Origin of the sequence: Methylomonas rapida (assembly GCF_024360925.2) — a bacterium.
GTDB lineage: Bacteria > Pseudomonadota > Gammaproteobacteria > Methylococcales > Methylomonadaceae > Methylomonas > Methylomonas rapida.
The window spans coordinates 3,447,753-3,472,092 of the sequence record NZ_CP113517.1; the positions used below are offsets into that span (position 1 = coordinate 3,447,753).

General features: G+C 53.7%; 26 protein-coding genes. 19 read left to right on the top strand and 7 right to left on the bottom strand.

What is annotated here, in order from left to right:
- Positions 1 to 8 precede the first annotated feature (8 nt).
- Genes NM686_RS16220 through NM686_RS16230 form a run of 3 tightly spaced genes read right to left on the bottom strand, consistent with a single transcriptional unit; the run spans position 9 to position 2,765 of the window.
- Positions 9 to 1,673, bottom strand: coding sequence for an SPOR domain-containing protein (locus NM686_RS16220; RefSeq protein WP_255188890.1), 1,665 nt, complete (start codon positions 1,671 to 1,673; stop codon positions 9 to 11).
- 58 nt (positions 1,674 to 1,731) lie between these two features.
- Complete coding sequence (locus NM686_RS16225; protein WP_255188891.1) at positions 1,732 to 2,466, bottom strand: class I SAM-dependent methyltransferase; 735 nt, start codon at positions 2,464 to 2,466, stop codon at positions 1,732 to 1,734.
- Complete coding sequence (locus NM686_RS16230; RefSeq protein ID WP_255188892.1) at positions 2,463 to 2,765, bottom strand: DUF1244 domain-containing protein; 303 nt, start codon at positions 2,763 to 2,765, stop codon at positions 2,463 to 2,465. The genes NM686_RS16225 and NM686_RS16230 overlap by 4 nt, the downstream gene beginning before the upstream one ends.
- A 111-nt stretch (positions 2,766 to 2,876) precedes the next feature.
- Here NM686_RS16230 and NM686_RS16235 point away from each other — a divergent pair, with 111 nt between their 5' ends.
- Genes NM686_RS16235 through NM686_RS16255 form a run of 5 tightly spaced genes read left to right on the top strand, consistent with a single transcriptional unit; the run spans position 2,877 to position 5,311 of the window.
- Positions 2,877 to 3,185, top strand: coding sequence for a hypothetical protein (locus tag NM686_RS16235; protein ID WP_255188893.1), 309 nt, complete (start codon positions 2,877 to 2,879; stop codon positions 3,183 to 3,185).
- 24 nt (positions 3,186 to 3,209) lie between these two features.
- Positions 3,210 to 3,752 carry a septation protein A gene (locus tag NM686_RS16240; RefSeq protein ID WP_255188894.1) on the top strand — a complete coding sequence of 181 codons (543 nt, stop codon included), beginning with the start codon at positions 3,210 to 3,212 and terminating at the stop codon, positions 3,750 to 3,752.
- Positions 3,752 to 4,054 carry a YciI family protein gene (locus NM686_RS16245; RefSeq protein ID WP_255188895.1) on the top strand — a complete coding sequence of 101 codons (303 nt, stop codon included), beginning with the start codon at positions 3,752 to 3,754 and terminating at the stop codon, positions 4,052 to 4,054. The genes NM686_RS16240 and NM686_RS16245 overlap by 1 nt, the downstream gene beginning before the upstream one ends.
- Positions 4,051 to 4,323: a BolA family protein gene (locus NM686_RS16250; protein ID WP_255188896.1), complete on the top strand. Its 273-nt coding sequence runs from the start codon at positions 4,051 to 4,053 to the stop codon at positions 4,321 to 4,323. Before NM686_RS16245 ends, NM686_RS16250 begins: the two co-directional genes overlap by 4 nt.
- 4 nt (positions 4,324 to 4,327) lie before the next feature.
- The gene (locus NM686_RS16255) at positions 4,328 to 5,311 is read left to right on the top strand and encodes a peptidylprolyl isomerase (RefSeq protein ID WP_255188897.1); all 984 of its coding nucleotides are present in this window, start codon (positions 4,328 to 4,330) and stop codon (positions 5,309 to 5,311) included.
- 130 nt (positions 5,312 to 5,441) lie between these two features.
- Here NM686_RS16255 and NM686_RS16260 read toward each other — a convergent pair whose 3' ends face one another.
- The gene (locus tag NM686_RS16260) at positions 5,442 to 6,692 is read right to left on the bottom strand and encodes an ISL3 family transposase (protein ID WP_255187011.1); all 1,251 of its coding nucleotides are present in this window, start codon (positions 6,690 to 6,692) and stop codon (positions 5,442 to 5,444) included.
- A gap of 113 nt (positions 6,693 to 6,805) precedes the next feature.
- On the bottom strand, positions 6,806 to 6,994 hold the full coding sequence (locus NM686_RS16265) for a (2Fe-2S)-binding protein (protein ID WP_269021864.1): 189 nt from the start codon (positions 6,992 to 6,994) through the stop codon (positions 6,806 to 6,808).
- Positions 6,995 to 7,234: 240 nt separating this feature from the next.
- Here NM686_RS16265 and NM686_RS16270 point away from each other — a divergent pair, with 240 nt between their 5' ends.
- Genes NM686_RS16270 through NM686_RS16290 form a run of 5 tightly spaced genes read left to right on the top strand, consistent with a single transcriptional unit; the run spans position 7,235 to position 13,198 of the window.
- On the top strand, positions 7,235 to 7,711 hold the full coding sequence (locus NM686_RS16270; RefSeq protein WP_269022985.1) for a formate dehydrogenase subunit gamma: 477 nt from the start codon (positions 7,235 to 7,237) through the stop codon (positions 7,709 to 7,711).
- Positions 7,711 to 9,255 (top strand): formate dehydrogenase beta subunit, encoded by a 1,545-nt coding sequence (locus NM686_RS16275; RefSeq protein WP_255188901.1) that lies wholly within the window; start codon positions 7,711 to 7,713, stop codon positions 9,253 to 9,255. Before NM686_RS16270 ends, NM686_RS16275 begins: the two co-directional genes overlap by 1 nt.
- Before the next feature lie 20 nt (positions 9,256 to 9,275).
- Complete coding sequence (gene fdhF / locus NM686_RS16280) at positions 9,276 to 12,128, top strand: formate dehydrogenase subunit alpha (RefSeq protein WP_255188902.1); 2,853 nt, start codon at positions 9,276 to 9,278, stop codon at positions 12,126 to 12,128.
- 14 nt (positions 12,129 to 12,142) lie between these two features.
- Positions 12,143 to 12,979 (top strand): formate dehydrogenase accessory sulfurtransferase FdhD, encoded by an 837-nt coding sequence (gene fdhD, locus NM686_RS16285; RefSeq protein WP_255188903.1) that lies wholly within the window; start codon positions 12,143 to 12,145, stop codon positions 12,977 to 12,979.
- Between the two features lie 3 nt (positions 12,980 to 12,982).
- Positions 12,983 to 13,198 (top strand): formate dehydrogenase subunit delta, encoded by a 216-nt coding sequence (locus NM686_RS16290; protein WP_255188904.1) that lies wholly within the window; start codon positions 12,983 to 12,985, stop codon positions 13,196 to 13,198.
- Positions 13,199 to 13,353: 155 nt separating this feature from the next.
- Here the strand turns inward: NM686_RS16290 and dmeF are convergent, their stop codons facing one another.
- Positions 13,354 to 14,322 (bottom strand): CDF family Co(II)/Ni(II) efflux transporter DmeF, encoded by a 969-nt coding sequence (gene dmeF, locus NM686_RS16295; protein ID WP_255188905.1) that lies wholly within the window; start codon positions 14,320 to 14,322, stop codon positions 13,354 to 13,356.
- Positions 14,323 to 14,473: 151 nt separating this feature from the next.
- On the opposite strand from dmeF, the gene NM686_RS16300 reads away from it, so the two are divergent.
- Genes NM686_RS16300 through NM686_RS16315 form a run of 4 tightly spaced genes read left to right on the top strand, consistent with a single transcriptional unit; the run spans position 14,474 to position 17,527 of the window.
- Positions 14,474 to 14,905: a YeeE/YedE family protein gene (locus NM686_RS16300; protein WP_255188906.1), complete on the top strand. Its 432-nt coding sequence runs from the start codon at positions 14,474 to 14,476 to the stop codon at positions 14,903 to 14,905.
- On the top strand, positions 14,902 to 15,318 hold the full coding sequence (locus tag NM686_RS16305; protein ID WP_255188907.1) for a YeeE/YedE family protein: 417 nt from the start codon (positions 14,902 to 14,904) through the stop codon (positions 15,316 to 15,318). Before NM686_RS16300 ends, NM686_RS16305 begins: the two co-directional genes overlap by 4 nt.
- A gap of 3 nt (positions 15,319 to 15,321) precedes the next feature.
- Entirely contained in the window at positions 15,322 to 16,665 is a 1,344-nt protein-coding gene (xseA, locus tag NM686_RS16310) for an exodeoxyribonuclease VII large subunit (protein ID WP_255188908.1), read from the top strand.
- Positions 16,666 to 16,702: 37 nt separating this feature from the next.
- The gene (locus tag NM686_RS16315; RefSeq protein WP_255188909.1) at positions 16,703 to 17,527 is read left to right on the top strand and encodes a peptidoglycan DD-metalloendopeptidase family protein; all 825 of its coding nucleotides are present in this window, start codon (positions 16,703 to 16,705) and stop codon (positions 17,525 to 17,527) included.
- A 126-nt stretch (positions 17,528 to 17,653) separates the two neighbouring features.
- Here NM686_RS16315 and amrS read toward each other — a convergent pair whose 3' ends face one another.
- Positions 17,654 to 18,736, bottom strand: coding sequence for an AmmeMemoRadiSam system radical SAM enzyme (gene amrS, locus NM686_RS16320; protein WP_255188910.1), 1,083 nt, complete (start codon positions 18,734 to 18,736; stop codon positions 17,654 to 17,656).
- Between the two features lie 400 nt (positions 18,737 to 19,136).
- Here amrS and amrB point away from each other — a divergent pair, with 400 nt between their 5' ends.
- The 5 genes from amrB (at position 19,137) to NM686_RS16345 (ending at position 24,322) form a co-directional block, all read left to right on the top strand.
- Positions 19,137 to 19,916, top strand: coding sequence for an AmmeMemoRadiSam system protein B (gene amrB, locus NM686_RS16325; protein WP_255188911.1), 780 nt, complete (start codon positions 19,137 to 19,139; stop codon positions 19,914 to 19,916).
- The gene (amrA, locus tag NM686_RS16330; protein WP_269021865.1) at positions 19,903 to 20,460 is read left to right on the top strand and encodes an AmmeMemoRadiSam system protein A; all 558 of its coding nucleotides are present in this window, start codon (positions 19,903 to 19,905) and stop codon (positions 20,458 to 20,460) included. The genes amrB and amrA overlap by 14 nt, the downstream gene beginning before the upstream one ends.
- A 164-nt stretch (positions 20,461 to 20,624) precedes the next feature.
- The gene (gene zwf, locus NM686_RS16335; protein WP_255188913.1) at positions 20,625 to 22,094 is read left to right on the top strand and encodes a glucose-6-phosphate dehydrogenase; all 1,470 of its coding nucleotides are present in this window, start codon (positions 20,625 to 20,627) and stop codon (positions 22,092 to 22,094) included.
- A gap of 29 nt (positions 22,095 to 22,123) precedes the next feature.
- Entirely contained in the window at positions 22,124 to 22,834 is a 711-nt protein-coding gene (gene pgl, locus NM686_RS16340; RefSeq protein ID WP_255188914.1) for a 6-phosphogluconolactonase, read from the top strand.
- Between the two features lie 138 nt (positions 22,835 to 22,972).
- Positions 22,973 to 24,322, top strand: a complete 1,350-nt coding sequence (locus tag NM686_RS16345; protein WP_255188915.1) for an OpgC family protein — start codon at positions 22,973 to 22,975, stop codon at positions 24,320 to 24,322.
- The last annotated feature ends 18 nt before the right edge of the window (positions 24,323 to 24,340 follow it).

Sequence of the window (24,340 nt, forward strand, 5' to 3'; positions counted from 1 at the left end):
GCCAGCCCTCACTTCTTGGCAACCCAGACCGAATCCAGATTCAAGGTCTTTTTTACCTTGGCCGCATAAGCCGCCGCTTCGTATTGGCTTTTGAATCCATCCACCACCAAGCGATACCAGGTTTCTCCCTTGGAGTCGGCCTTGATGACGGTAGCGCCAACGCCCTTGGCGGCAAATTCCTCGGCCTTGCGCTTGGCATACCAATCTTGCTTGAAAGCCACCAAATTGACCACCCAATTTTCTTGGACAAGCGCCGGTTTTTTGGCTGCCGGCTTGGCAGCGGCGGCAGGCGGTTTGCCTTTTTCCAGGGCAGCCACCTTGGCCTGCAGGGATTCGATGGCGGCGCCCATCTGCATGTCTTGCCGCCCCAGTTCCTCGAGCTGCTTGCCCACCCCTCCGCTTGCTTGAGCTCCAGCGCCTTGCTGGGACTTGTTCATTTCAGCGATCTGGTTGCTGATAACACTGTTGGCCAAAGCCAGTTCGTCCAGTTGTTTACGCAACATTTCCTTGTCCGCTGCATCTGCGACCGGTGCCGCATTGATCTGGGTTTGCAATTTGCCGACGAATTCCACCAATTGCCCCAGCTGAACTTTTGCCACATAGCCCTGAAATCCCAGTCCACCGCCGACGATTAGGGCTATGATGCCAAGTGCGATCGCCACATAAGCCGATACCGGTTTTTTACTGCTTAGCGTATCGAGACTACGTTTCTGCTTTTTTTGCTCGGTCATCACTGTTTCGATGCTTTCCCGGCAATCCAGCAATTCCTCCTGGTTTCCCTTGAGTTGGACTTGTTGCTTCAAGTGTTGCTGCTGTTTTTTCAAGTCCTTGAGATGCGTCGTCAATTCGGCGATTTCCGCGGTCAGGCCCGCGATTAATGCGGCCTGTTCCGACAACGCCGCGGATTCACCGGCGCGGGCTTGCGTTTCATGGACCAGACCACTTACATTTTCCGGTTTTGCGGGTATCGACGGAATCTCGTCGCTGAATTCTTTATCGCCGGATTCGGCAAATATCGGCGCCGAGGCAGTGGATTCTTCCACGACTTGCGACTTCGCCGGAACGGGCTGCGCCTGCTCCGGTTCGTCATCCGCCGAAATATCGAAATCGGCTAGTAAAAATTCAGCCTTTTCGCTGCCGAAATCAACCGAATCAGCGGAAAACTCATCGATCTCGGTCATCCCTTCAAGTTCGTCTGGGCTAACACTTGCGGCGACATGTTCCGCTTTAAAATCCGGCATGACAGTGGCATCGGCGCCAAATTCATCGATTTCACCCACGCTTTCCAATTCGGACAAATCAATGGTTTTCTCCTCCTCGACGGCATCAAATGGGACGATTTCTTGATCAGCATTGGCCGCTGCGGCCACCGGCTTGATTTCAAAATCTGGCATGAAATCGTCGGCGTCGTCGCCAAATTCGTCAAAATCGACCGTTGGCTCCTTGTCTTGCCCGGCGTTTTCATCTACCAGTTTGTCGATGTCGCTCAGTTCACCCACCTCTTCCGCTGGCTCGGCGAAAACATCGCCCATCAACAAGCGGTCGATGGCGTCATCATCATCGATCAAGCCCACTTGCTGGTCGGCCACTTCATCGATATTCAGCATCGAATCCAGATCGTCCGCAAAACTAGCGGCTGGTTTGTTTTTTTTCGCATCGTTGGATTCGGCCATGATTAACCTCGCGCCCGATTGATATGTTTGCCAGTTTACTGAGTTGAACGAGGCGTATTCAGCATTTGACCGCTGTCATCACCGCATTGACTTCCAGCCGTGACTTTAATTGAACATGTTGAAATCCCGCGTCTTTCAACTCGGCCAACGAAGCGGACTCACGCATGATGCGAGCCTCCGATTCGTCACTGAATAAATGCAGAATCCATTGTTCAAGCAAGTCCGGCCTGCCCATTTCCGTCAGCACTTTGAAATATCCGGCAACTTCCTGCTGCGTGTTTCGCGTATGCAGAACCATATCATCCAACGCATAACGGTCACCGTTGATGAATCGCCCGTCCGGTTTCAATACGCGATAGATTTCGGCGATGACCTCTTGCCGGTATCCTTTTTCGAAATTATGCAAGGTATATGCCGACGCCACGATATTGACGCTATCGTCCGGCAAGGCTTTCAACGCACTCAGCGCGTCGTTGGCGGAAAAATCAAGCCGCCCCGCCAGGACCCAATCCTGCAGGTTGTTTTTGGCCTGCTCCTGCATGACCGGTTCGTTATCGATGCTCAAAACCTTTACGCCCTCGTGGGCCGATAGAATCGACAAGGTCGTGATACCTGTGCCGCTGCCCAACTCGACCAACGTTTGCATGCCCGGATGAGCATGACAGAAAGCCGCAACCTCTTCACCCACCAAGCGACTCATTTCGGTCGCCGGCGGACAAATTTGCTTCAATATCTCATATTCTTGACCGATGATGCCCGCAAACAGCGCATCGAAACTATTTTCCGTATTCATGATTCTGCCTTCAATTTTTGTTTGGCGTCGTAGGCTGCCAGTTGCTCGGGGGTGGCTTCACTTTGGTAGCGTTCCTTCCACTCACTGTAAGGCATGCCGTAAATGATTTTTCTAGCCAGTTCGTAGTCGACGTCGATACCGCGCTCGGCCGCCGCCTCCGCGTACCATTTGGCCAGGCAATTACGGCAAAAATCCGCCAGTATCATCAAATCTATATTCTGAACGTCTGTGTGCTCCTGAAAATGTTTCAACAATCGCCTGAATGTGGCTGCTTCCAATTCAATGGTTTGGTCTTGCATGCTATTTCTCCCAAATGGACGATTTTACCAGTTATGCGATTGGGCTCATGTACATTTGCGGACAAAGACTCTACAATTGGGAATTATTTCAGATGTGCTTAACGTCGTCTCGTGAACACCATCCATAGTTCATCACTGGCTTTTTATCCTACCGGTTACCTAAAACCGGAGCAGGATAGTCTTAACAAAAAACAAGCCCCACTGGATGAGCCAAACCCGCTGAATCTAAATCTACCGGCCTGGACACCCGAGCAAATCCAAAAGGCCATGGCCAGCGCAGGCTTAAACAAACACAACGATTTTTCTCAGGAAGCCAATACGCGCACAAACAGGGCGGTTCAGGCCTATCACCAGACCCGCGACCAGCCCATTCAAGCTCAACTCGAAAACATCATTTCTCGCGTCGATTATTACGTCTAACCCTCGCCTTACACAAAACCCTAAATGAAGCCATTTTTAGAATTCTTTCCGATTATTCTGTTTTTCATTGCCTACAAGCTATACAACATTTACATTGCCACGGCCGTGGTCATCGCCGCGACCGTCGTTCAGGTCGCGATTTATTGGCTGATGTATCGAAAGGTGGAAACCATGCAATGGATCACACTAGGATTGATTCTAGTCATGGGCGGCGCGACCCTCTATTTACAGGACGAACAATTCATCAAATGGAAATTGACGATCATCGAATGGTTGTTCGGCGGCGCTTTCCTGGCCAGCCAATTCATCGGCCCCAAAACCTTCATCGAACGCATGATGGGCGCCAATCTGGAATTGCCGATGCATATCTGGAAACGTCTGAATCTGAGCTGGGCCTCTTTTTTTATCGGCGTCGGTTTCCTGAATTTATATGTTATGAACAATTTCAGCACCGATGACTGGGTCAATTTCAAAACCTTTGTGGTTCCCGGCTTGATGGCCGTTTTTATCGTGATTCAAATGGTATTTCTCTACAAATACGCCCCGGAAACGGAGACCAAAGAATAATGCTTTATGCGATCATCAGCGAAGATGTGGACGGCAGTTTATCCAGACGCCAAGCCAGCCGCCCTGCTCACCTGGAACGTTTACAAGCACTGCAGGACCAAGGCCGCTTGATTCTAGCCGGCCCTCATCCGGCCATAGACAGCGACAATCCGGGCGAAGCAGGCTTTACAGGCAGCCTGGTTGTTGCCGAGTTCGCCTGTTTACAAGACGCACAGACATGGGCGGACACCGATCCTTACCTCGCCGCGGGCGTTTATGCCCGAGTTACCGTCAAACCCTTCAAACAAGTATTTCCACAATGACTGCCAACACTATCCGCCAAAAACTGGAACAAGCCCTGAAGCCAGAACTGATCGAAATTGTCGACCATAGCGCCGCGCATGCCGGACATTACGGCAACAAAGGCGGCGGCCATTACAATGTCACCATCGTGTCGGAACAGTTCGATGGCAAATCCTTAGTGCAAAGACACCAGATGATTTACCAAATCTTGGGCGACATGATGAAAGAGGAAATTCACGCCTTAGGTATCAATGCTTTAACCCCCCTAGAAAACAGCAAAGGAAATTAATCTAATGAAACAAAAAATCATCCCACTGATTCTGGCAAGTGCCGCCATTGTCGCCGGCTGCGAAAAACCCCAAGCACCCGCGACCACCGCCGCATCCGCCGTCAGTAAGGAAGACGCGGTCGCATCGGTCAACGGCGTTTATATCAGCAAAAAAACCTTGGAAACCCTGGAAAAAGAAATCGCCGAGCGTAGCCAGGGCCAGAATTTCCCCAGAGAGCAGTTACTGGAAGAGTTGATCCAACGCGAACTGCTGATCCAACAAGCCTTGCAAAAAGGCCTGGATAAATCGCCCGAAGTCATCGAGCGCATGGAAACCGTGAAAAACTCATTGTTGTCGCAAGCCGCGTTACAGGACTACCTGAAAGCCAATCCGGTGACCGATGACGAAATCAAGGCCGAATACGACTCCAAAATGGCCAACATGGGCGAAGAATACAAAGCCCGCCACATTTTGGTAAAAACCGAGGACGAAGCCAAAAAAATCATCGCAGAACTGGAAAAAGGCGGCAACTTCCAAGAACTCGCCAAAAAGCACTCCATTGACCCAATGGGTTCCGAAGGGGGCGATCTGGGCTGGTTTACCGCCGACCGTATGGTACCGCCATTCTCAGAAGCCGTTGTCGCGCTGGAAAACGGCAAATTCAGCAAACAACCGGTACAAACCCAGTTCGGCTGGCACGTCATCCTGAGAGAAGAATCAAGAGCCTTGACTCCGCCTCCCTTTGACGCAGTCAAAGAACAAATCCGCCCGATGCTGCAACGCCAAAAAGCGCAAACCATGATCGAAAACTTGCGCAATACCGCGAAAGTAGAGGTTTTGTTGCCGCCAGAAGCCAAACAATCTAGCGCGGAACCCGCCGCTGCAGCCGAAGCAAAACCTGAAGCCTCACAGCAACCAGCTACTGAAGAAGCCGCCCCTGCGCCAGAAACCGCGCCAGCCGCAGAACCAGAGACAACACCGGCAGCAGAGCCAGCGCCTGCGAAATAACGGCAATAAACAAGCAGGATGGAAATCCATCCTGCTCTCTCGAACACTCAGCGCCGGCAAAACCTGGATATTCGCCGCAGCCTTTTTTGTGGCTCTTCCGTATTTCGCGGAGTAGCCCCGACATATAGGGTTATGCATAACCGAACAACCGTCTCCCTTCGATATCAAGCCAGATATGCTGAAACAGGCGGACGGTATTGTAAATGCCAAAGCAGCGTCGTTTGATGCTTTTGATTTTGTTGTTAAGCCCTTCAACAAAGCCACTGGTTTCCCGGCGAATGAAATAGTTGGTGATTTCATTTCGCCAGTTTTGATAGGTTTTGACAAACGCATCAAAGCCCTTCAACTTCAAGACTTTGATATGCTCCATCCAGCGATCCAAGGCTTTTTCGGCCTCAGCCTTATTGAGTCGGCGCTCAAAAATACCCGTCAAAAGCTCCCGTTGGATATAGACTTCTCGCAAAATGGGGGCTTGCTGGAATAGAAAAAGCAAAACGGTTTGCTGATCGGCAGAGAGTTCCATCCAGCGCTTCCGAAAAGCCCACATCGCGCCTTTCAGCTTGGCATAATCCTCGGCAGACAGGGTATTCTTGAGTTTTTTCATTTCCGCCTTGCGGACCTGGTCGGCGCCGTCTCGATAATGCTTGGCGACATGGAAGCGATCAACCACCACCTCGACGCCGGGCAATGTCTCATAGACGGCGTTGCGATACCCTTCATACATGTCCACGCAGACGCGTTGTAACGCGTGTTGCTGTGCCTCGGGAATATTCTGCAAAAAGGCTTTAACCGTTTCTTTTTTGCGGTCGGGCAGCACCGCCAGAATCCGCTTATGGTCCTCGGTATCGATAGCCGACACGATGACCACAAAATCTTGATGCCCTTTTTTCAAAGCGATTTCATCCAGTCCCAGCAAGCGAATGCCTTGGATGGCAGACCAATCAACTTGTTGGGCCACGTGCCGATTGATAATCCCTTCCGCCGCTTCGGCGCTGATGCCGTGCTTCACGTCCATGTCGGTCACGCTGCTGTTGATCAATTCACGCAATATCCACTGCTCATACGCTTTGGTATGGGGGCTTTTCCAGTTATACCAGCCACATTGTTGCGTGGTCGTCGGACCTTTGGGGCAGTCAGGGCATCGATAGCGCTTGGGGGTTAGCTTGATCCAAACCGGCCGATCGAAAATCGACAAATGACGCAAGGTGATTTCTCTGCCATAGCCATAAAACTTATCGATCCTCTGGCCGCATTGATGGCAGGTTGCACTGGTTAACGTACTACTGACCGTGATGATGAACTCGCCTTTGGCGGTGGTTTCAACTTTTTCGATACAAACATCAGGTATATCCAGCGGTATTTGAAGTAGCGACTGTGTCATCACGATACTCCAGCGTTAAATTGTCGACCTTAGCAAAACTCACTGTGGCAGGCAAAGACTATAGCACTACATGTAGTGGTTTCTCCGCAAAATACGGAAGAGCCTTTTTTGTTTTAAGCCGCCTGTCTTTCTTGTTGCCGACAAACCTGCTCTTCAAGCATATTCTTTATGCTCTGCGAACATTTTCCGCACACGCTCCCCGCGCCAGTACACTGCATCAACTGCCTGCGCGTACAGGCTCCCTGATTTATCGCTTGAGCCACTTGACGATCGGTGACGGCTTTACACACACAAATGTACATCGCTACCCCACAAAACGTTATGTCTTTTCGTTGACCATAATGATAACAATTATCATTTAAAAGTAAAGCCCCGGATTAATAAATTATTCCCTAATTTGAAACCAAGCCGGTAAGCCCTTAAAAAACCACGCAAACATTAGGAAATTCGCGGGATTGAGACATGTTCTTACATTGCAAAAGTTTATTTGTTCGTGATTAAATAGCCGACTATATATTTCATCATTACTTATAGAGCCCATGATGCAAGACTATCAAAGCCAAAAATCCATCGTGCTTGACATACTGGATGCCCACCAGAGCATGCCCGGCAATTTGTTACCGATCCTTCACGGCATTCAAGATACTCTGGGCTGTATCCCGTCGGCGGCGGTGGAAGACATCGCCAAGGCACTGAATCTATCCAAAGCGGAAGTGCATGGCGTCATCAGTTTTTATCATTATTTCCGCACCACCCCGCCTGGCAAACACACCATTCGCATCTGCCGGGCCGAATCCTGCCAAGCCATGAACAGCAAAGCACTGGAAAATCATGCCAAACAAACGCTAGGTATCGATTTTCATGAAACCACCGCCGATGAACATTTTTCGCTGGAACCTGTCTATTGCCTCGGCAATTGCGCCTGCTCCCCATCCATGACCATCGATGGCGACGTTTATGGCCGCGTAACTCCGGAAAAATTCGATCAACTGATAGCCGTATGTAAAGGTGCAAACTAATGACCCGTCTATTCGTTTCACGTGACTCGACCGCACTTTCCTTGGGCGCGGAGCAAGTAGCCAAAACCCTGCAAGAACAAGCCAGCAGCAAAGGCCTGGATATTCAAATCGTTCGCAATGGTTCGCGTGGCCTGTTCTGGCTGGAACCCCTGGTTGAAGTAGAAACGACCCAAGGCCGCGTCGCTTACGGTCCCGTGCAAGCCGAAGATGTCGCCGGCCTGTTGGATAGCGGTTTATTGGAAGGCAAGGAACACCCGCTTTATCTCGGCAATATCGAGGAACTGCCGTATTTCAAAAACCAGAACCGCCTGACTTTCGCCCGCGTCGGCCTGACCGATCCGGTTAGCCTGGACGATTACCTCGCGCACGATGGCTACCGCGGCTTGAAAAATGCCTTGGCGATGCCAGCAGCGGACATCGTCAAACATGTCACCGATTCCGGTTTACGCGGCCGTGGCGGCGCGGCGTTCCCGACCGGCATCAAATGGAATACCGTACTGAATGCGCCGGCTGAACAAAAATACATCGTCTGCAACGCCGACGAAGGCGACTCCGGCACCTTCTCCGACCGCATGATCATGGAAGGCGACCCTTTCGTCTTGATCGAAGGCATGACCATCGCCGGTTTAGCCGTCGGCGCGACCCAGGGTTACATTTATTTGCGCGTCGAATATCCGCATGCCAAGGTAGCCTTGAACCAAGCCATAGCAGCAGCCTATCAAAATGGCTATTTGGGTGAAAACATCCAGGGCAGCGGCAAAACCTTCCATCTGGAAGTGCGCAGCGGCGCCGGCGCCTATATCTGCGGCGAGGAAACTTCGCTATTGGAAAGCCTGGAAGGCAAACGTGGCCTGGTGCGCTACAAACCGCCGCTGCCGGCCATCGTTGGCTTGTTCGGCAAACCGACCATCGTCAACAACGTCATTTCGCTGGCCTCCGTACCCGTGATCCTGGACAAGGGCGGCGAATTTTACAAAGACTATGGCATGGGCCGTTCCCGCGGCACCCTGCCCTTGCAACTGGCCGGCAACATCAAACATCCCGGCCTGTTCGAAGCGGCCTTCGGCATGACCTTGCGCGAGCTGCTGTACGACTACGGCGGAGGTTCGGCCAGCGGCCGGCCAATCCGTGCCGTGCAAGTCGGTGGCCCATTGGGCGCCTATCTGCACGAAGGCCAGTTCGACACACCTTTGGATTACGAAGCCTTCGCCGCGATTTCCGCGGTCCTCGGACACGGCGGCATCGTCGTGCATGACGACACCGTAGACATGGCCGACATGGCCCGTTATGCGATGGAATTCTGCGTCGAAGAATCCTGCGGCAAATGCACACCGTGCCGTATAGGTTCGACCCGCGGCGTCGAAGTCATCGATCGCATCGTCGGCAATATTGACAAAGATAAAAACACCGCACTACTGCGCGACTTGTGCGACACGATGATGTGCGGTTCCTTGTGTGCGATGGGCGGCATGACACCTTATCCGGTGTTGAGCGCGCTGAACCATTTCCCTGAAGACTTTGGCCTACCAGCCGCCAAAGCCTGATCGATACCCGGAGGTAGCATATGTCTGCAAATAAAGAAATCGATTACGGCACGCCAGCCAGTTCGTCCGAAAATCAAGTCACTCTGGAAATCGATGGGCGCCAGGTCACTGTCAATGCCGGCAGCTCCGTCATGCGCGCAGCCGCCGAAGCCGGCATCACGATACCAAAACTCTGCGCCACGGACAGCCTTGACCCGTTTGGCTCCTGCCGCATGTGCCTGGTGCAAATCGAGGGCGCGCGCGGCTATCCGGCTTCTTGCACCACGCCGGTCGCGGAAGGCATGAAAGTCTGTACCCAGAACGACAAACTGGCCAGCATCCGCCGCGGCATCGCCGAACTTTACATTTCCGACCATCCGCTGGATTGTTTGACTTGCGCCGCCAACGGCGACTGCGAGCTACAGGACACAGTTGGTGCAGTTGGCCTGCGCGAAGTCCGTTACGGTTTCGACGGCGAAAACCATTTAAACGCCGAAAAAGATACCAGCAATCCGTATTTTACCTTCGATCCATCCAAATGCATCGTCTGCTCGCGTTGCGTGCGCGCTTGCGAGGAAGTTCAAGGCACGTTTGCCTTGACCATAGACGGCCGCGGCTTCGAGTCCACGGTTTCGCCGGGTCAAGACCAACCCTTCATGGAATCCGAGTGCGTCTCCTGCGGCGCTTGCGTACAAGCCTGCCCGACCGCGACCCTGATGGAAAATTCCGTGATCGAAAACGGTCAACCCGAACACAGCACCATCACCACTTGCGCCTATTGCGGTGTCGGCTGCTCGTTCCGCGCCGACATGAAGGGCGAGCAACTGGTGCGCATGGTGCCGGATAAAAATGGCGGCGCCAACCACGGCCATTCCTGTGTGAAAGGTCGTTTCGCCTTCGGTTATGCCACGCACAAGGACCGTATCACCACGCCGATGGTACGGGAAAAGATTTCCGATCCATGGCGCGAAGTCAGTTGGGAAGAAGCCATCCAGTTTGCCGCGGACAAACTAAAGGGCATTCAAGCCAAATACGGCAAAGACGCCATCGGTGGCATCACGTCGTCGCGCTGTACCAACGAAGAAACCTATCTGGTGCAAAAACTGATCCGCGCTGGCTTTGGCAACAACAACGTCGATACCTGCGCCCGCGTCTGCCATTCGCCGACCGGTTATGGCCTGAAAACCACCTTCGGCGAATCGTCCGGCACCCAGACTTTCGATTCGGTCATGCAAGCTGATGTCATCATGGTGATAGGCGCCAATCCAACCGATGGCCATCCGGTTTTCGGTTCGTTGATGAAACGCCGTTTGCGTCAAGGCGCCAAACTGATCGTGGTCGACCCGCGCAGCATCGATCTGGTGCGCAACAGCCCGCACGTGAAAGCCGATTATCATCTGAAATTGCGTCCCGGCACCAACGTCGCCGTCGTCACCGCACTAGCTCATGTCATCGTCACCGAAGGTCTGGTTGATGAGCAATTTGCGCTCGAACGCTGCGACGTGGAATCCTTCACTAAATGGAAGGCTTTCGTCGCCAAACCAGAAAACTCTCCGGAAGCCGTGGCCGAACTAACCGGCGTGCCTGCAGAAACCCTGCGCGCGGCCGCCCGTTTGTACGCGACCGGCGGCAATGGCGCGATTTACTATGGCTTGGGCGTCACAGAACACAGCCAAGGCTCGACCACGGTGATCGGCATTGCCAACCTGGCGATGGCCACCGGCAACATCGGCCGCGAAGGCGTCGGCGTCAATCCGTTGCGCGGTCAAAACAACGTGCAGGGTTCTTGCGACATGGGCTCGTTCCCCCATGAATTCGTCGGTTACCGCCACGTATCGGATACAGCCACCCGCGCCCAATTCGAAGCGGCTTGGGGAGTCTCGCTGGCGTCAGAACCGGGTCTGCGCATTCCTAACATGTTCGCCGCCGCGATCGACGGCAGTTTCAAAGGCTTGTACGTGCAAGGCGAAGACATCGCACAATCCGACCCGGACATCCAACACGTGCATCACGCGTTGCGCGAACTGGACTGTCTGATCGTGCAGGACATTTTCCTGAACGAAACCGCCAAATTCGCTCACGTGTTCCTGCCCGGCTCTTCGTTCCTGGAGAAAAACGGCACCTTCACCAACGCCGAGCGCCGGATTTCGCCGGTGCGTAAAGTAATGACCCCGCTGGCCGGCAAGGAAGATTGGGAAGTGACCCAAGACTTGGCCAATGCACTGGGCTTGCCGATGAATTACAACCATCCGTCGGAAATCATGGATGAAATCGCTCGCCTGACCCCGCAATTTGCCGGTGTCAGCTACGAAAAACTCGACCGCATGGGCAGCATCCAGTGGCCCTGCAACGACGAGGCCCCAGAGGGTACGCCTATCATGCATGCCGATCAGTTCGTTCGCGGCAAGGGCCGTTTCATGTTGACCGAGTATGTCGCCACGGAAGAACGCACCAGCAGCAAGTATCCTTTGATTCTGACCACCGGCCGGATCTTGTCGCAATACAACGTCGGCGCGCAAACCCGCCGTACCGCGAACGTGGCTTGGCACGAAGAAGACAGGTTGGAAATCCATCCGCACGATGCCGAAGTTTTGGGTATCGCCGATGGCGACTGGGTTGGCGTCAAGAGCCGTACCGGCGAAACCGTGTTGCGGGCATTGATCACCGATCGTATGCAACCGGGCGTGGTTTACACCACTTTCCACTTCCCGCATTCCGGTGCCAACGTCATCACCACCGACAACTCGGATTGGGCGACCAACTGCCCCGAGTACAAGGTAACCGCCGTGCATGTGGCCAAGGTGGCTCAGCCTTCGGAATGGCAAAAACAATACCAGGACTTTTCCGACAATCAGTTGTCATTGTTGGATAACCGTATCGTCGCCAATACCTAACATCAGCCTTGGACATGGATGCAATCAGTGAGTTGGGCTGGACCAGCTATCGAAAAGGCCATTTCGATGTCTGGCGCGGCTCGACTCACACACAAAAGGAAGACAGCGTAGCCGAGGAAGTACCCGTCGTTCTGGTCTACAACACCCATCCGCATGTGGTGATGCTGGCTACGCCGTTGAATCTGGAAGACTTTGCGCTGGGCTTCAGCCTGACCGAAGGCATCATCCGGCATCCTTCCGAATTACAATCGGTTCGAGTCGTACAGCGCTCCAAAGGCGTAGAGGTACGCATGACCATTCCGGAACAACGCTGCGAAGGCATGGCAAGCAAAGGTCGCAACATGACGGGGCGCACCGGCTGCGGTTTGTGCGGTGCCACCACCTTGGAACAAGCCGTCAGACAGCCGCCGCCGGTCGGCAAAGGTTTGCTGCTGGATGCCGATGTGTTATGCCAAGCCCTCGCCGACATGCCAAGCAAGCAGTCCCTCAATCAAATCACCGGCGCGGTACACGCCGCCGCCTGGCTGGAACCGGAAAAAGGCATAGTCGCGGTGCGGGAAGATGTCGGTCGGCATAATGCGCTGGACAAGTTGATCGGCGCCCTTTCCAAGGCCCATTGCAATTTTGAACAAGGCTGGCTACTGGTTACCAGTCGCGCCAGCTACGAAATGGTACAAAAAGCCGCCAGCGTCGGCATCACCTTACTGGCCGCGATTTCCGCGCCCACCGGCTTGGCGATAAAATTGGCCGAAGAATGCGGCTTGACCTTGATTGGCTTTGCCCGCAATGACAGACACGTGATCTACACCCATCCTCATCGTTTACAACATCATCAAGAAACGGTCGCATAACCTATGGATAACAGCAATTTAATCAAAATGGCCAACAACATCGGCGCCTTTTTCAAATCCGAACCCGATAGAGACCTGGCCATTCAAGGCGTGGAACAACACATCAGAAATTTCTGGGAACCGCGCATGCGCAAACAAATCGTCGAGTATGTCGATAACGGCGGCAGTGATTTGCTGGACATCGTGACCGAAGCCGTAAAGAAACTGGCCAAGTCCTAATCGCCATCCCTTGACGCCCTCGCGTCGATTTCATAGAAAAAGCTAAAGCTTTTTCACTCCAAGAGGCAGGAGTGCAATAGCTTTAGCTATTGCCCAATCCGCAGTCGATACATGCGCCTGGCTTGACGACGACCTCATTCGTCCTTCAGCCTTTTTTAGCCGAGGTCTTTCGCCACGCATTCATCGCCAGTACACGCATTAACTTCGACTGTGACATGGTCCAGATGCACAAAATTGGCCAGCAAGGTTTTGTAATAACAGGGCGATTTCGGAAAACGCGTCACCAGCACGACAATCGCCGCATGATGCGACGGACTGATACGCCAGATATGAATATCAGTGACCTTGCATTCGCCGTCTTCCTCCAGTGTATCCTGTATCGCCTGCTGATAATGTTCGTCTATGGCCTGATCCAATAGTATCGGACTGGTTTCCTTGATCAAGCCCCTGGCCCAAAGCAAAATCACCGCCGCGCCGACGAAGCCCATCACGGCATCCAGCCAGTTCCAGCCATAGTATTTGCCGGCCAGCAGGGCCACGATCGCCAGTATCGAGGTCAAGGCATCGGCCATTACATGCAGATAAGCCGCCCGCAGATTGTGATCGTGGTGGTCGTGATGCTCATGCGGGTGATCATGATGATCATGATGATCATGATCGTGGTGATGGTGGTGATCGCTGAGTAGCAATGCGCTCAACAAATTGATCAGCAAACCCGCCACAGCCACGATGATGGCATCGTCAAACTGAATGACTTCTGGCGTGATGAGTCTTTCGGCGGACTCCGCCACCATCATGAAAGCCACCACCGCCAGCGCCACCGAACTGGCAAAACCGCCCAATACGCTGACTTTGGCCGGACTGAAGGCGAAGGTTCTATCTTGCTCATGAATGCGCCCGTAGCGGAACGCAAAAATGGTAATCATGAAGGCCATCACATGCGTGGCCATGTGCCAGCCATCGGCCAGCAATGCCATCGAATGAAATTGCACGCCAGCCACTATCTCCACCAGCATGGTGATGAATGTCAGCGCCAGCACCCATTTGGTGCGTCTTTCCCCACGCCGATTGATACGCGCAAAATTATGCGGATGCTGCCAATTAACCAATTGATGTTCATGCATGGCGGTCTTTTGATTCCTGACTGAGTCGAAGTGATAAAGACGATTTTAAACCAAGCGGCCGATTCAAACAGCCATGCCTCGGAATTCGCGCTGCAGTGGAGTGAAAAGCGCCGTAAAATAAGACCTTTGACATCATTCACGAGTAGCGATTTTGCAAAATTTCACTCCAATTTCCGCGCTATTGGGCGGTGCGTTGATCGGCATCAGCGCATTTTTATTATTTTGGTTCAATGGTCGCATCGCCGGCATCAGCAGCATCATGAGCGGCCTGTTCACGACGAGCGGTCCAAACCGGCACTGGCGTCTTAGTTTTTTACTGGGCTTGATGCTCGGTGCCGGCCTTTGGCAACTGCTGGCGACGGACACGTTTTCCCTGCGCCAGGATTACCCAACGACCTTGATCATATTGGGTGGCTTTCTGGTGGGGTTCGGCACCCGCCTCGGTAGCGGCTGCACCAGCGGCCATGGCATCTGTGGCATCGCCCTTTTGTCGCCGCGCTCCATCGTCGCCACCCTGATTTTCATGGCCAGCGGCTTGCTGACCGTTTATCTGATTCGCCACGTATTTCAAATAGCCGCATGAACCTTCTTTTTTCAGCATTGCTCTCTGGCGTCATTTTCGGCTTGGGCTTGTCCATCTCGCAAATGATCAATCCCGACAAAGTTTTGGGTTTTCTGGATATCGCCGGCGATTGGGACCCTAGTTTGGCCCTGGTGATGGCCGGCGCGTTGGCCGTGGCCATGCCCTGCTTCCGCTGGGCCAGGCGCCATGACAAACCCGTTCTCGACAGCCGCTTCCATGTCACCGACAAAACCGCACTCGACAAAGCACTGCTGACCGGCGCCGCCATCTTCGGCATCGGCTGGGGCATGACCGGCTACTGCCCCGGCCCCGCCTTCACCAGCATCGCCATAGGCAATCGGGAAGCGCTGCTGATGGTGGCCAGCATTTATGCAGGCTTTTGGGCCGCCGGCTTTTTCAACCGCAGAAACTGATTCGTGGCGACATCCGAATTAATTTACAGCGTTTCCGAATTGAATCGGGAAGCCAAACGTCTGTTGGCCAGCCACTTCATGACCGTGCGGGTCGAAGGTGAAGTCTCCAACTTCAGCGCGCCCTCGTCCGGACACTGGTATTTCACGCTGAAAGACGCCCAGGCCCAGGTGCGCTGCGCGATGTTTCGCGGCCAACAGCAACGCTTGGGCTTCAGGCCCGGCAACGGAGACAGGGTCATCGCCAGCGCGCAAGTCAGTTTGTACGAACCGCGGGGCGACTATCAACTGGTGGTCGAACATCTGGAACAAGCCGGCGACGGTGCGTTGAGACAAGCTTTCGAAAAACTGAAAACCAAACTCTTGAACGAAGGTTTGTTCGACGAAAGCCGCAAGCAACCCATCCCGCTGATTCCGAGAAAAATCGGCGTCATCACCTCGCCCAGCGGCGCGGCGATACATGACATCTTGACGGTCTTGAAGCGGCGCTTTCCAGTCGTTCCGATCCTGATCTACCCGGTCGCGGTACAAGGCGAATCCGCCAAGTTCGAGATCCAAGCGGCGTTGGAAACGGCCAATCGACGTAAGGATGCAGACGTGATCATCCTGGCGCGCGGCGGCGGTTCGCTGGAAGATTTGTGGGCCTTCAACGAAGAAATCGTCGCCCGCGCGATCGCCGGCAGCCATATCCCGGTGATTTCCGGCATTGGCCATGAAGTGGATTTCACCATCGCGGATTTCGTCGCCGATTTGCGCGCGCCGACCCCCTCGGCGGCGGCCGAACATGCCGTGCCCAATCAAGCCGAATGGCTGGGCGGCTTCAGGTTCATGGAAAATCAACTCATCGAGAAACTGCGCAGGCAACTCAGCCAGCACAGACAACGCCTGAACTGGCTGGAAAAAGCCTTGCAAATCCAGCATCCCGGCGAAAGACTGCAACGGAACGCCCAACGCCTGGATGAACTGGAGCAGCGTTTAAATAAAGCCATGCAACTCACACTCAAACAAAACCAGCACCGACTGACGCTGGGCAGTCAAAAGCTCAAACAATTCCAGCCAATCGATAAAATAGCCCAGCACCAGCAACAACTGCAGTATCTGCAACAACGCCTGCAACGCGCGATGGATTTGAAACTCGTCACCTTGAAACGACAACAAGCCGGCATCAGCCAGACTTTGCAAGCGGTCAGCCCGTTGTCAACCCTGGAGCGCGGTTACGCCATCGTGCAGCAGCATGACACCAGCAAGATCGTCAAAGCGGCCGCCGATGTCGCCTTAGACACCCTAATCGACACCCGTTTGGCCAAAGGCCGCATCGTCAGCCAGGTCAAGGAGATCATCCGTGATTAATTCACGAACATCGCTAAAATTGGTTTGGCGCTTAAGCATGCTATTGATGATTCCGGCGCCGTCGCCAGCGGATTTACTACCACAGGCATCTTCTGTACCCGGCGGCATCGCGGAAATCGTCATCGGTGATGGCCTGCAACCCGCCCCCAAAGTCTTTTATGGCAATCGCCGCGTGCTCGTCACGCAACAAAACCACCACTGGCTGGCTTTGGTCGGTATTCCGCTGGATGCCAAGCCCGGCACGCAAACCCTCGAGATCGAGCAAACAGGACATCGCGAACAAATCCCGTTCAGCGTGAATGACAAGCGTTATCCCGAACAACGGCTAAAGATCAAGAACAAACGCATGGTCGATGAAATGACGCCGGCGGATTTAAGCCGCATCGAAGCCGAAAAACAGGAAATGGCGCGCATCAAGGACACCTGGAGCGAACGCCCGGCCGATACCTACTTTGTCGCGCCAGTCGAAGGCCGCTTGAGCAGCTTGTTCGGACTAAAGCGCTTTTTCAACGACCAGCCGCGCAATCCGCATAACGGTCTTGATATCGCCGCAGCCACCGGCACCGACATTCTGGCGCCCGCCTCTGGCACCGTGATCGGTGCCGGCAACTTTTTCTTCAACGGCAATACGGTTTTCCTGGACCACGGCCAAGGCCTGATCAGCGCCTATCTGCACATGAGCAAAATCGACGTCCAAGTTGGTCAAGCAGTCCGGCAAGGCCAACGCCTCGGTGCCGTCGGCGCCACCGGCCGCGTCACCGGCCCGCACTTGCATTGGATAGTCTATCTGAACCAGGAAACCGTCGATCCCGCCTTGTTTATCAGCCAGGACATTCCCCGGCTGGCGGCGAGAAACCAATAATTCAGGAAATCGGGAGCCAATTCCCTCTTTTTTATCCGGCAGCTAGCGACTTGGTCGAGCCGTACCTTGATACCGTCACAGCCGTTTTGTGCCCAGTGCTGATCGAAAAACCGCCGATTCAAATCGCTAAAAACGCACCGCCTGCCGCTTGGCACCCCAATCACCGGGTTGAGGGTTGAAAAAGCCGGCGCAGGCGGTACCGCAAAAACGACATTGCCCTTTGGCATCCAGATTCCAGTCGGACAGCACATACCAGTCGCGACCTATCAACAGTTCACCACAACGATGGCAATAGGTGCTTTCGGCCGCCTTGTCATGAACGTTGCCGACATAGGCATAACGCACACCATTTTTGCGGGCGATATTGCGTGCCTTCAGCAAGGTCGAAGTCGGCGTGTGTGGCTTGTCCATCATTTTCCAGTCCGGATGAAAGGCCGTGAAATGCATCGGCACGTCCGGCCCCAACTTTTCCACCACCCACTGCGTCATCGCTTCCAGCTCGGCTTCGGCATCGTTTTCGCCGGGAATCAGCAGGGTCGTCAGTTCGAACCAGACTTGCGTCTCATGCTTCAGATACAACAAGGTTTCCAAAACGGGTTGTAGATGGCCGCCGGTAATTTTGTGATAAAAATCTTCGCTGAAGGCTTTCAAATCCACGTTGGCGGCATCCATCCAACGGTAGAACTCGACGCGGGGTTCGGCGCAGACATAACCCGCGGTCACCGCAACGGATTTCAGTCCCAATTCGCGGCAAGCTTGCGCCGTATCGATGGCATATTCGTGAAAAATCACCGGGTCGTTATAGGTATAAGCCACGCTGCTGCAGCCATGGGCTTTTGCTGCCCTGGCGATTTCATCTGGCGCGGCCTTGCTCATCAGGGTATCCATTTCCCGCGACTTGCTGATATCCCAATTCTGACAAAACTTGCAGGCCAGATTGCAGCCGGCGGTGCCGAACGACAATATCGGCGTACCCGGCAAAAAATGATTCAACGGCTTTTTCTCGATCGGGTCTATCGCAAAACCGCTGGAACGGCCATAGCTGGTCATGACGATTTGATTAGCCAGATTCTGTCGCACGAAACAGAGGCCACGCTGACCCTCGTGCAATTTACAAAAACGCGGACACAAATCGCATTGTATGCGACCATCGTCCAGCTTATGCCAATAGTGGGTGGCAACCGTGTCGTGACTAATGAATGTGGTCATCATCGTTCTCCTGTCATACGCGCGTCCATGCCTTGATCGACTCTGAAGCGGCGCAAGGACACACCTCAGTCTCGCAGCCGGCATTCAACCGATAACCGGTTGATGTTCGAGAAAAAATTTAGAATAACGTTCCCGGAATTGCTAACGGTTGTTGTAACATATCGAGACCCTAGCGGTTAAACATTTTATGCTTGGGATATGGTCATAAATAACTTTCCAAACATGGCCAGAGACCTGGGGAGTACCAAGTGGGGATGTCGGCAGCAAGGACACGCTGCTGTCAAGCCCCCACGGAAGGGTTTACGGCGTTCCTCGCTCGGTGCACCCCAGGGTTCAAACAGGCAAAAGAGAAGTCATTTTCAGCCAAATTGTTAGGCCTTTTCCAACGGAGGTAGATGTCATGAACAGAGCACCCGCCGTTGCAGGGAGTTTCTACCCTGCCGACCCCACCACGTTGAGCCGCATGATGGCCGATTTTTTACGCCAGGCCAGGCCCGATGGCAAGGCACCCAAGGCCATCATCGCCCCGCATGCCGGTTACATTTATTCCGGCCCGATCGCCGCCAGCGCCTATGCAAGACTGAACAGCGTTCGCGAAAGCATTTCCAGGGTCGTGTTGATCGGCCCTTCGCATCGGGTGGCCTTTCAAGGCTTGGCGGTCAGCAGCGCCGACACCTTCACGACCCCGCTGGGCTCAATTGAGATCGACAAGGAAGCCATAGAATCGCTGCAGTCTCTGCGCTTTGTCGGTTATCTGGAACAAGCCCACGCATTGGAGCATAGTCTGGAAGTCCATTTGCCTTTCCTACAACAGGTGCTGAGCCATTTCAAGCTGGTCCCCATCGTCGCCGGCGACGCCAGTCCGTCCCAAGTGAGTCAGGTCATCGAAAAACTTTGGGGTGGCGACGAAACCTTGATCGTCATCAGCTCCGATCTCAGCCACTATCACGATTACTCGACGGCCCAGCGTCTGGATAAGCACACCAGCGAACTAATCGAGCATTTAGATTATCAACACCTGTCATCCGAGCAAGCCTGCGGCAAGGTACCCGTCAGCGGGCTGCTGAAAGTGTTGCAAGACAAATCCCTGAAAATCAAAAATATCGATCTAAGAAATTCCGGCGACACCGCCGGCGACAAATATCGGGTAGTGGGGTATGGCGCCTATGTCGTTGAATGATTCACAAAGAGCAATCTTGCTTAAAGTCGCGCGCGATTCGATCGCCCATGGCTTGAAAACCGGCAGACCATTACGGCTTGATTTACAGAGCTACCCGCCGGAATTGACGGTCACTCGCGCTACCTTCGTGACACTGGAACGTCAGGGGCAACTACGCGGTTGCATCGGCATGCTGGAAGCGATAAGACCGCTGGTGGAAGACGTCGCCGAAAACGCGTTTTCCGCCGCATTCCGCGACCCTCGATTCCCGCCATTGGCCGACGACGAGTTTGCGGAGCTTGATTTGCACATCTCGATCTTGAGCCCCGCCGAACCCATCAGTTTCAGTTCGGAGCAAGACTTGATCGCCCAATTACAACCCGGCATCGACGGCTTGATTCTGCAAGAAGGCCATCTCCGCGGCACTTTTTTACCTTCGGTTTGGGAACAGCTGCCCGATCCGAGGCTGTTTTTGCGCCATCTGAAACAAAAAGCGGGCCTACCGCCGGATTATTGGTCGGACACGGTCAAAGTATCGCGTTACAGCAGCGAAATGTTTTCCTGAGTCGCTTCAAACTGGCCTTGCTGCAGCCTAATTTTCCACAGCCTTTGGCGGGCGCCTTGTTTGTCAAGCACCGCGGACACTATAATAAGCAGATTTTAATCGCCCCTTGCCCCATTGAAACGCTGTAAATGGCATTGGGCTTTTTGCTCCGTAGCCCCAAAGACATGACAAAAAACATTACTTACAAACCCTGCGACCTGGTGATTTACGGCGCACTGGGCGATTTATCCAAACGTAAACTGCTGATTTCCTTATACCGTTTGGAAAAACACAATCTGCTCGAACCCGATACGCGCATCATCGGCGTGGATCGTTTGGAAGAAACCAGCGACAGTTTCGTCGAAATTGCGCACAAAAGCTTGCAGGCATTTTTGAACAATGTCATCGACGATGAAATCTGGCAACGTTTTTCCAAGCGCTTGTCTTATTTGAAAATCGACCTGACCCAACCCGAGCAATACAAACAACTGCATACCGTCGTCGATGTCGAAAAACGAGTCATGGTGAATTATTTCGCGGTGGCACCCTTTTTGTTCAAAAACATTTGCCAAGGCTTGCATGACTGCGGCGTATTGACGGCCGAATCGCGCATGGTGATGGAAAAACCCATCGGCCACGACCTGAAATCGTCGAAAGAAATCAACGACGCCGTCGCCGACGTATTCCACGAAGACCAGGTCTACCGCATCGACCATTACCTGGGCAAGGAAACGGTCTTGAACTTGCTGGCCTTGCGTTTCGCCAATTCGATATTCACGACCAACTGGAATCACAACACGATAGATCATATCCAGATCACGGTGGGAGAAGACATCGGCATCGAGGGCCGTTGGGAATATTTCGACAAGACCGGCCAGTTGCGCGACATGCTGCAAAACCATTTGCTGCAAATCCTGACCTTCGTCGCGATGGAACCGCCCGCCGATTTGTCCGCGGAAAGCATACACATGGAAAAGATCAAGGTCCTGAAAGCCTTGCGGCCAATCACCGTGCGCAATGTCGAGGAAAAAACCGTGCGCGGCCAATACACCGCCGGTTTCATCAAAGGCAAGTCGGTACCGGGTTATCTGGAAGAAGAAGGTGCCAACACCGAAAGCACGGCCGAAACTTTCGTCGCGATCCGCGTGGATATCGATAACTGGCGCTGGGCCGGTGTCCCGTTTTACATGCGCACCGGCAAACGCACGCCCAACAAACGCACCGAGATCGTGGTCAATTTCAAGCAATTGCCGCACAACATCTTCAAGGACAGTTTTCATGAACTGCCGGCCAATAAACTGGTCATTCATTTGCAACCGAACGAAGGGGTGGATGTCATGATGTTGAACAAGGTGCCGGGCATAGACGGCAACATCAAGTTGCAACAGACCAAACTGGATTTGAGCTTTTCCGAAACCTTCAAGAAAAACCGAATTTTCGGCGGCTACGAAAAATTGATTCTGGAAGCCCTGCGCGGCAACCCGACGCTGTTTTTGAGCCGCGAGGAAATAGAACAAGCCTGGACCTGGGTCGATTCGATTCAGGATGCCTGGCAACACAACCACACGCCACCCAAACCCTATCCCGCGGGTAGCTGGGGTCCAGTGGCATCGGTCGCATTACTGGCACGCGACGGGCGTGCCTGGGAAGAATAACCAACACCATCCTTATTGAGAGAATAACCATGGTTAAAGAATTCTTTTTTGAACAGCGTCATCATCTTTTTACGGCGTTAGTGGCCGAATGTCAGGATGTTTTAGCGGAAGCACTCAGCAAACACGGCGTGGCGACACTGCTGGTTTCTGGCGGCAGCACGCCGGCGCCTTTGTATGAAGCGTTATCCAAAACCGAACTGAACTGGAAAAAAATCAAAATCGCGCTGGTGGACGAGCGCTGGGTGGACCCAGCTCATGCCGCCAGCAATGAAGCGCTAATCAGGCGCACGCTGTTGATCAACAACGCCAAGGCGGCCGAATTCATCGGCATGAAAACCACCGCGAAAACGGCCTCGTCCGGTCAAGGCGAAACCGAAGCCAATTATCGGAAGCTACCGCAACCCTTTAGCCTGGCGATTGTCGGCATGGGGCCGGACGGACACACCGCATCGCTGTTCCCGCGCGCCAAAGGCTTGGCCGACGCCTTAAAACCAGACAACGACAATCTGACCGCCGCGATCAGCGCCAATCAGAGCGAAGTCACCGGACCCAATACCGAGAGAATGACCTTGACCTTATCTGCGTTGATGAAAACCGATCGCGTGATCATTTTGTTCACCGGCGAGGACAAACTCACCGTGTTTAGCGCCGCACAACAACCCGGCCCCGTAGAGGATATGCCGATTCGCGCCCTGCTGCATCAGGAGCAAGTACCTGTTGAATTGTACTGGGCACCTTAAAAGTCTTCATAGTGCCAACCGGCTCACGGAATCGATGATCCACGATACCGCGAGCCGGTCATGCAAACTTTTTTCAGCACCTTTTAAGCTGCAAGTCGCATTCTGCCCACATCTACCACCACCCACGGGACACGCCCAATGAAACCGGACACTCGCCCCACCTCGCCCAGGAACTTGCAGCTGGATTTCTTTCGCGGTCTGGCCTTGATGGTCATTTTCATCAACCACATGCCTGGTAATCCCTGGTTTGCTTATACGCCCTCTCGCCTCGGTCCCAGCGATGCCGCCGAAACGTTCGTGTTTTTGTCCGGTTTCGCCGCCGCCATTGCCTTTGGCCGCAGCTTCAGCCAGGCCGGTACCGGCCTGGGCGCGATCAGAGTGCTGTTCCGTTGCGGTCAGATCTATGTCGCGCATCTTGCCCTGTTCGTGTTGATGGCAACCCTCTATCTCGCCATGCAGGCGCAAGGTTTCATCGGCAGCCATTGGCAACTGGACAATCTGAATTATTTCTTCGATCAAACGCAAGATGCGGTGCTGGCCTTGGTCAGCCTCAAATACGTCCCCAACTTCATCGATATTCTGCCGATGTATCTGGTGATCATGCTATGGCTACCGATGATCTGGGCGTTGTCACGCATTCACACCTGGCTGGCGTTGGCATTTTCATTGTCGATTTATCTGGCCGCGTGGCACTTTGGCTGGGAGCTGACCGCCGATCCATTGACAGGACACCCCTGGTATTTCAACCCTTTCTGCTGGCAGCTGGTTTTTTTCACCGGTTTTGCCTTCAGCAGCGGCTGGCTGTCCATGCCCGGCAGCAATCGCGGCTTGATGTGGTTGTGCATTGCTTTCGTCATTTTTTGTTATCCACTGGAAAACGCCTTCGGCTATCAACGCCTGCCTTGGTTCGCCGCGGTGCGCGAGCAGTGGGCTGGCTGGCTGGATAAGAGCCATTTGGGCTTCCTGCGTTATCTGCATTTTTTGGCGATGACTTATTTGGTCACGCTGTTCATGCATAAGCGCCAACATTGGTTACAGAGTGGAATCGCGCGAGCAATCATTACGATGGGTCAGCAGTCTCTGCCTATTTTCATGTTCGGCAGCTGTTTGTCATTACTCGGCGGCATGTTGCTGGACGGCACGCAGGCCGATCTGATCGACAGCGCCTGGGTCAATCTGGCTGGCATAGGCTTGATGATGTTATTGGCAGCATTTTTGAATTGGCTGGATCAAAAGCCCTGGAAAACAGTCAGCGCCTCGACTGGATTCAACTGGGGTTTTGAACGTTCCATGCTGGCCTTCGGCCTGATGGCGTTGACCGCCGCTCCGCTATTGTTTTTACAAAACGCTCAACAACCTGCGCTGGAAATGGCCGCTGTTCCAGTACCCGACCAAGTGGTGATGTTGCCCGAGGACATGCCGCCGGCCACCGAAGAAGTGGTTTTCCAACCGCAAGAAGCCGAAATCGAATTACCCGAAACCCTTTGACACCCTGGTAAAGTGTCC

Coding starts and splice junctions, on each gene's coding strand:
- NM686_RS16220 (WP_255188890.1), bottom strand. CDS start 1,673: ATGGCCGAATCCAACGATGCGAAAAAAAACAAACCAGCCGCTAGTTTT.
- NM686_RS16225 (WP_255188891.1), bottom strand. CDS start 2,466: ATGAATACGGAAAATAGTTTCGATGCGCTGTTTGCGGGCATCATCGGT.
- NM686_RS16230 (WP_255188892.1), bottom strand. CDS start 2,765: ATGCAAGACCAAACCATTGAATTGGAAGCAGCCACATTCAGGCGATTG.
- NM686_RS16240 (WP_255188894.1), top strand. CDS start 3,210: ATGAAGCCATTTTTAGAATTCTTTCCGATTATTCTGTTTTTCATTGCC.
- NM686_RS16245 (WP_255188895.1), top strand. CDS start 3,752: ATGCTTTATGCGATCATCAGCGAAGATGTGGACGGCAGTTTATCCAGA.
- NM686_RS16250 (WP_255188896.1), top strand. CDS start 4,051: ATGACTGCCAACACTATCCGCCAAAAACTGGAACAAGCCCTGAAGCCA.
- NM686_RS16255 (WP_255188897.1), top strand. CDS start 4,328: ATGAAACAAAAAATCATCCCACTGATTCTGGCAAGTGCCGCCATTGTC.
- NM686_RS16260 (WP_255187011.1), bottom strand. CDS start 6,692: ATGACACAGTCGCTACTTCAAATACCGCTGGATATACCTGATGTTTGT.
- NM686_RS16265 (WP_269021864.1), bottom strand. CDS start 6,994: ATGTACATTTGTGTGTGTAAAGCCGTCACCGATCGTCAAGTGGCTCAA.
- NM686_RS16270 (WP_269022985.1), top strand. CDS start 7,235: ATGCAAGACTATCAAAGCCAAAAATCCATCGTGCTTGACATACTGGAT.
- NM686_RS16275 (WP_255188901.1), top strand. CDS start 7,711: ATGACCCGTCTATTCGTTTCACGTGACTCGACCGCACTTTCCTTGGGC.
- fdhF (WP_255188902.1), top strand. CDS start 9,276: ATGTCTGCAAATAAAGAAATCGATTACGGCACGCCAGCCAGTTCGTCC.
- fdhD (WP_255188903.1), top strand. CDS start 12,143: ATGGATGCAATCAGTGAGTTGGGCTGGACCAGCTATCGAAAAGGCCAT.
- NM686_RS16290 (WP_255188904.1), top strand. CDS start 12,983: ATGGATAACAGCAATTTAATCAAAATGGCCAACAACATCGGCGCCTTT.
- dmeF (WP_255188905.1), bottom strand. CDS start 14,322: ATGCATGAACATCAATTGGTTAATTGGCAGCATCCGCATAATTTTGCG.
- NM686_RS16305 (WP_255188907.1), top strand. CDS start 14,902: ATGAACCTTCTTTTTTCAGCATTGCTCTCTGGCGTCATTTTCGGCTTG.
- NM686_RS16315 (WP_255188909.1), top strand. CDS start 16,703: ATGCTATTGATGATTCCGGCGCCGTCGCCAGCGGATTTACTACCACAG.
- amrS (WP_255188910.1), bottom strand. CDS start 18,736: ATGACCACATTCATTAGTCACGACACGGTTGCCACCCACTATTGGCAT.
- amrB (WP_255188911.1), top strand. CDS start 19,137: ATGAACAGAGCACCCGCCGTTGCAGGGAGTTTCTACCCTGCCGACCCC.
- amrA (WP_269021865.1), top strand. CDS start 19,903: ATGTCGTTGAATGATTCACAAAGAGCAATCTTGCTTAAAGTCGCGCGC.
- zwf (WP_255188913.1), top strand. CDS start 20,625: ATGACAAAAAACATTACTTACAAACCCTGCGACCTGGTGATTTACGGC.
- pgl (WP_255188914.1), top strand. CDS start 22,124: ATGGTTAAAGAATTCTTTTTTGAACAGCGTCATCATCTTTTTACGGCG.
- NM686_RS16345 (WP_255188915.1), top strand. CDS start 22,973: ATGAAACCGGACACTCGCCCCACCTCGCCCAGGAACTTGCAGCTGGAT.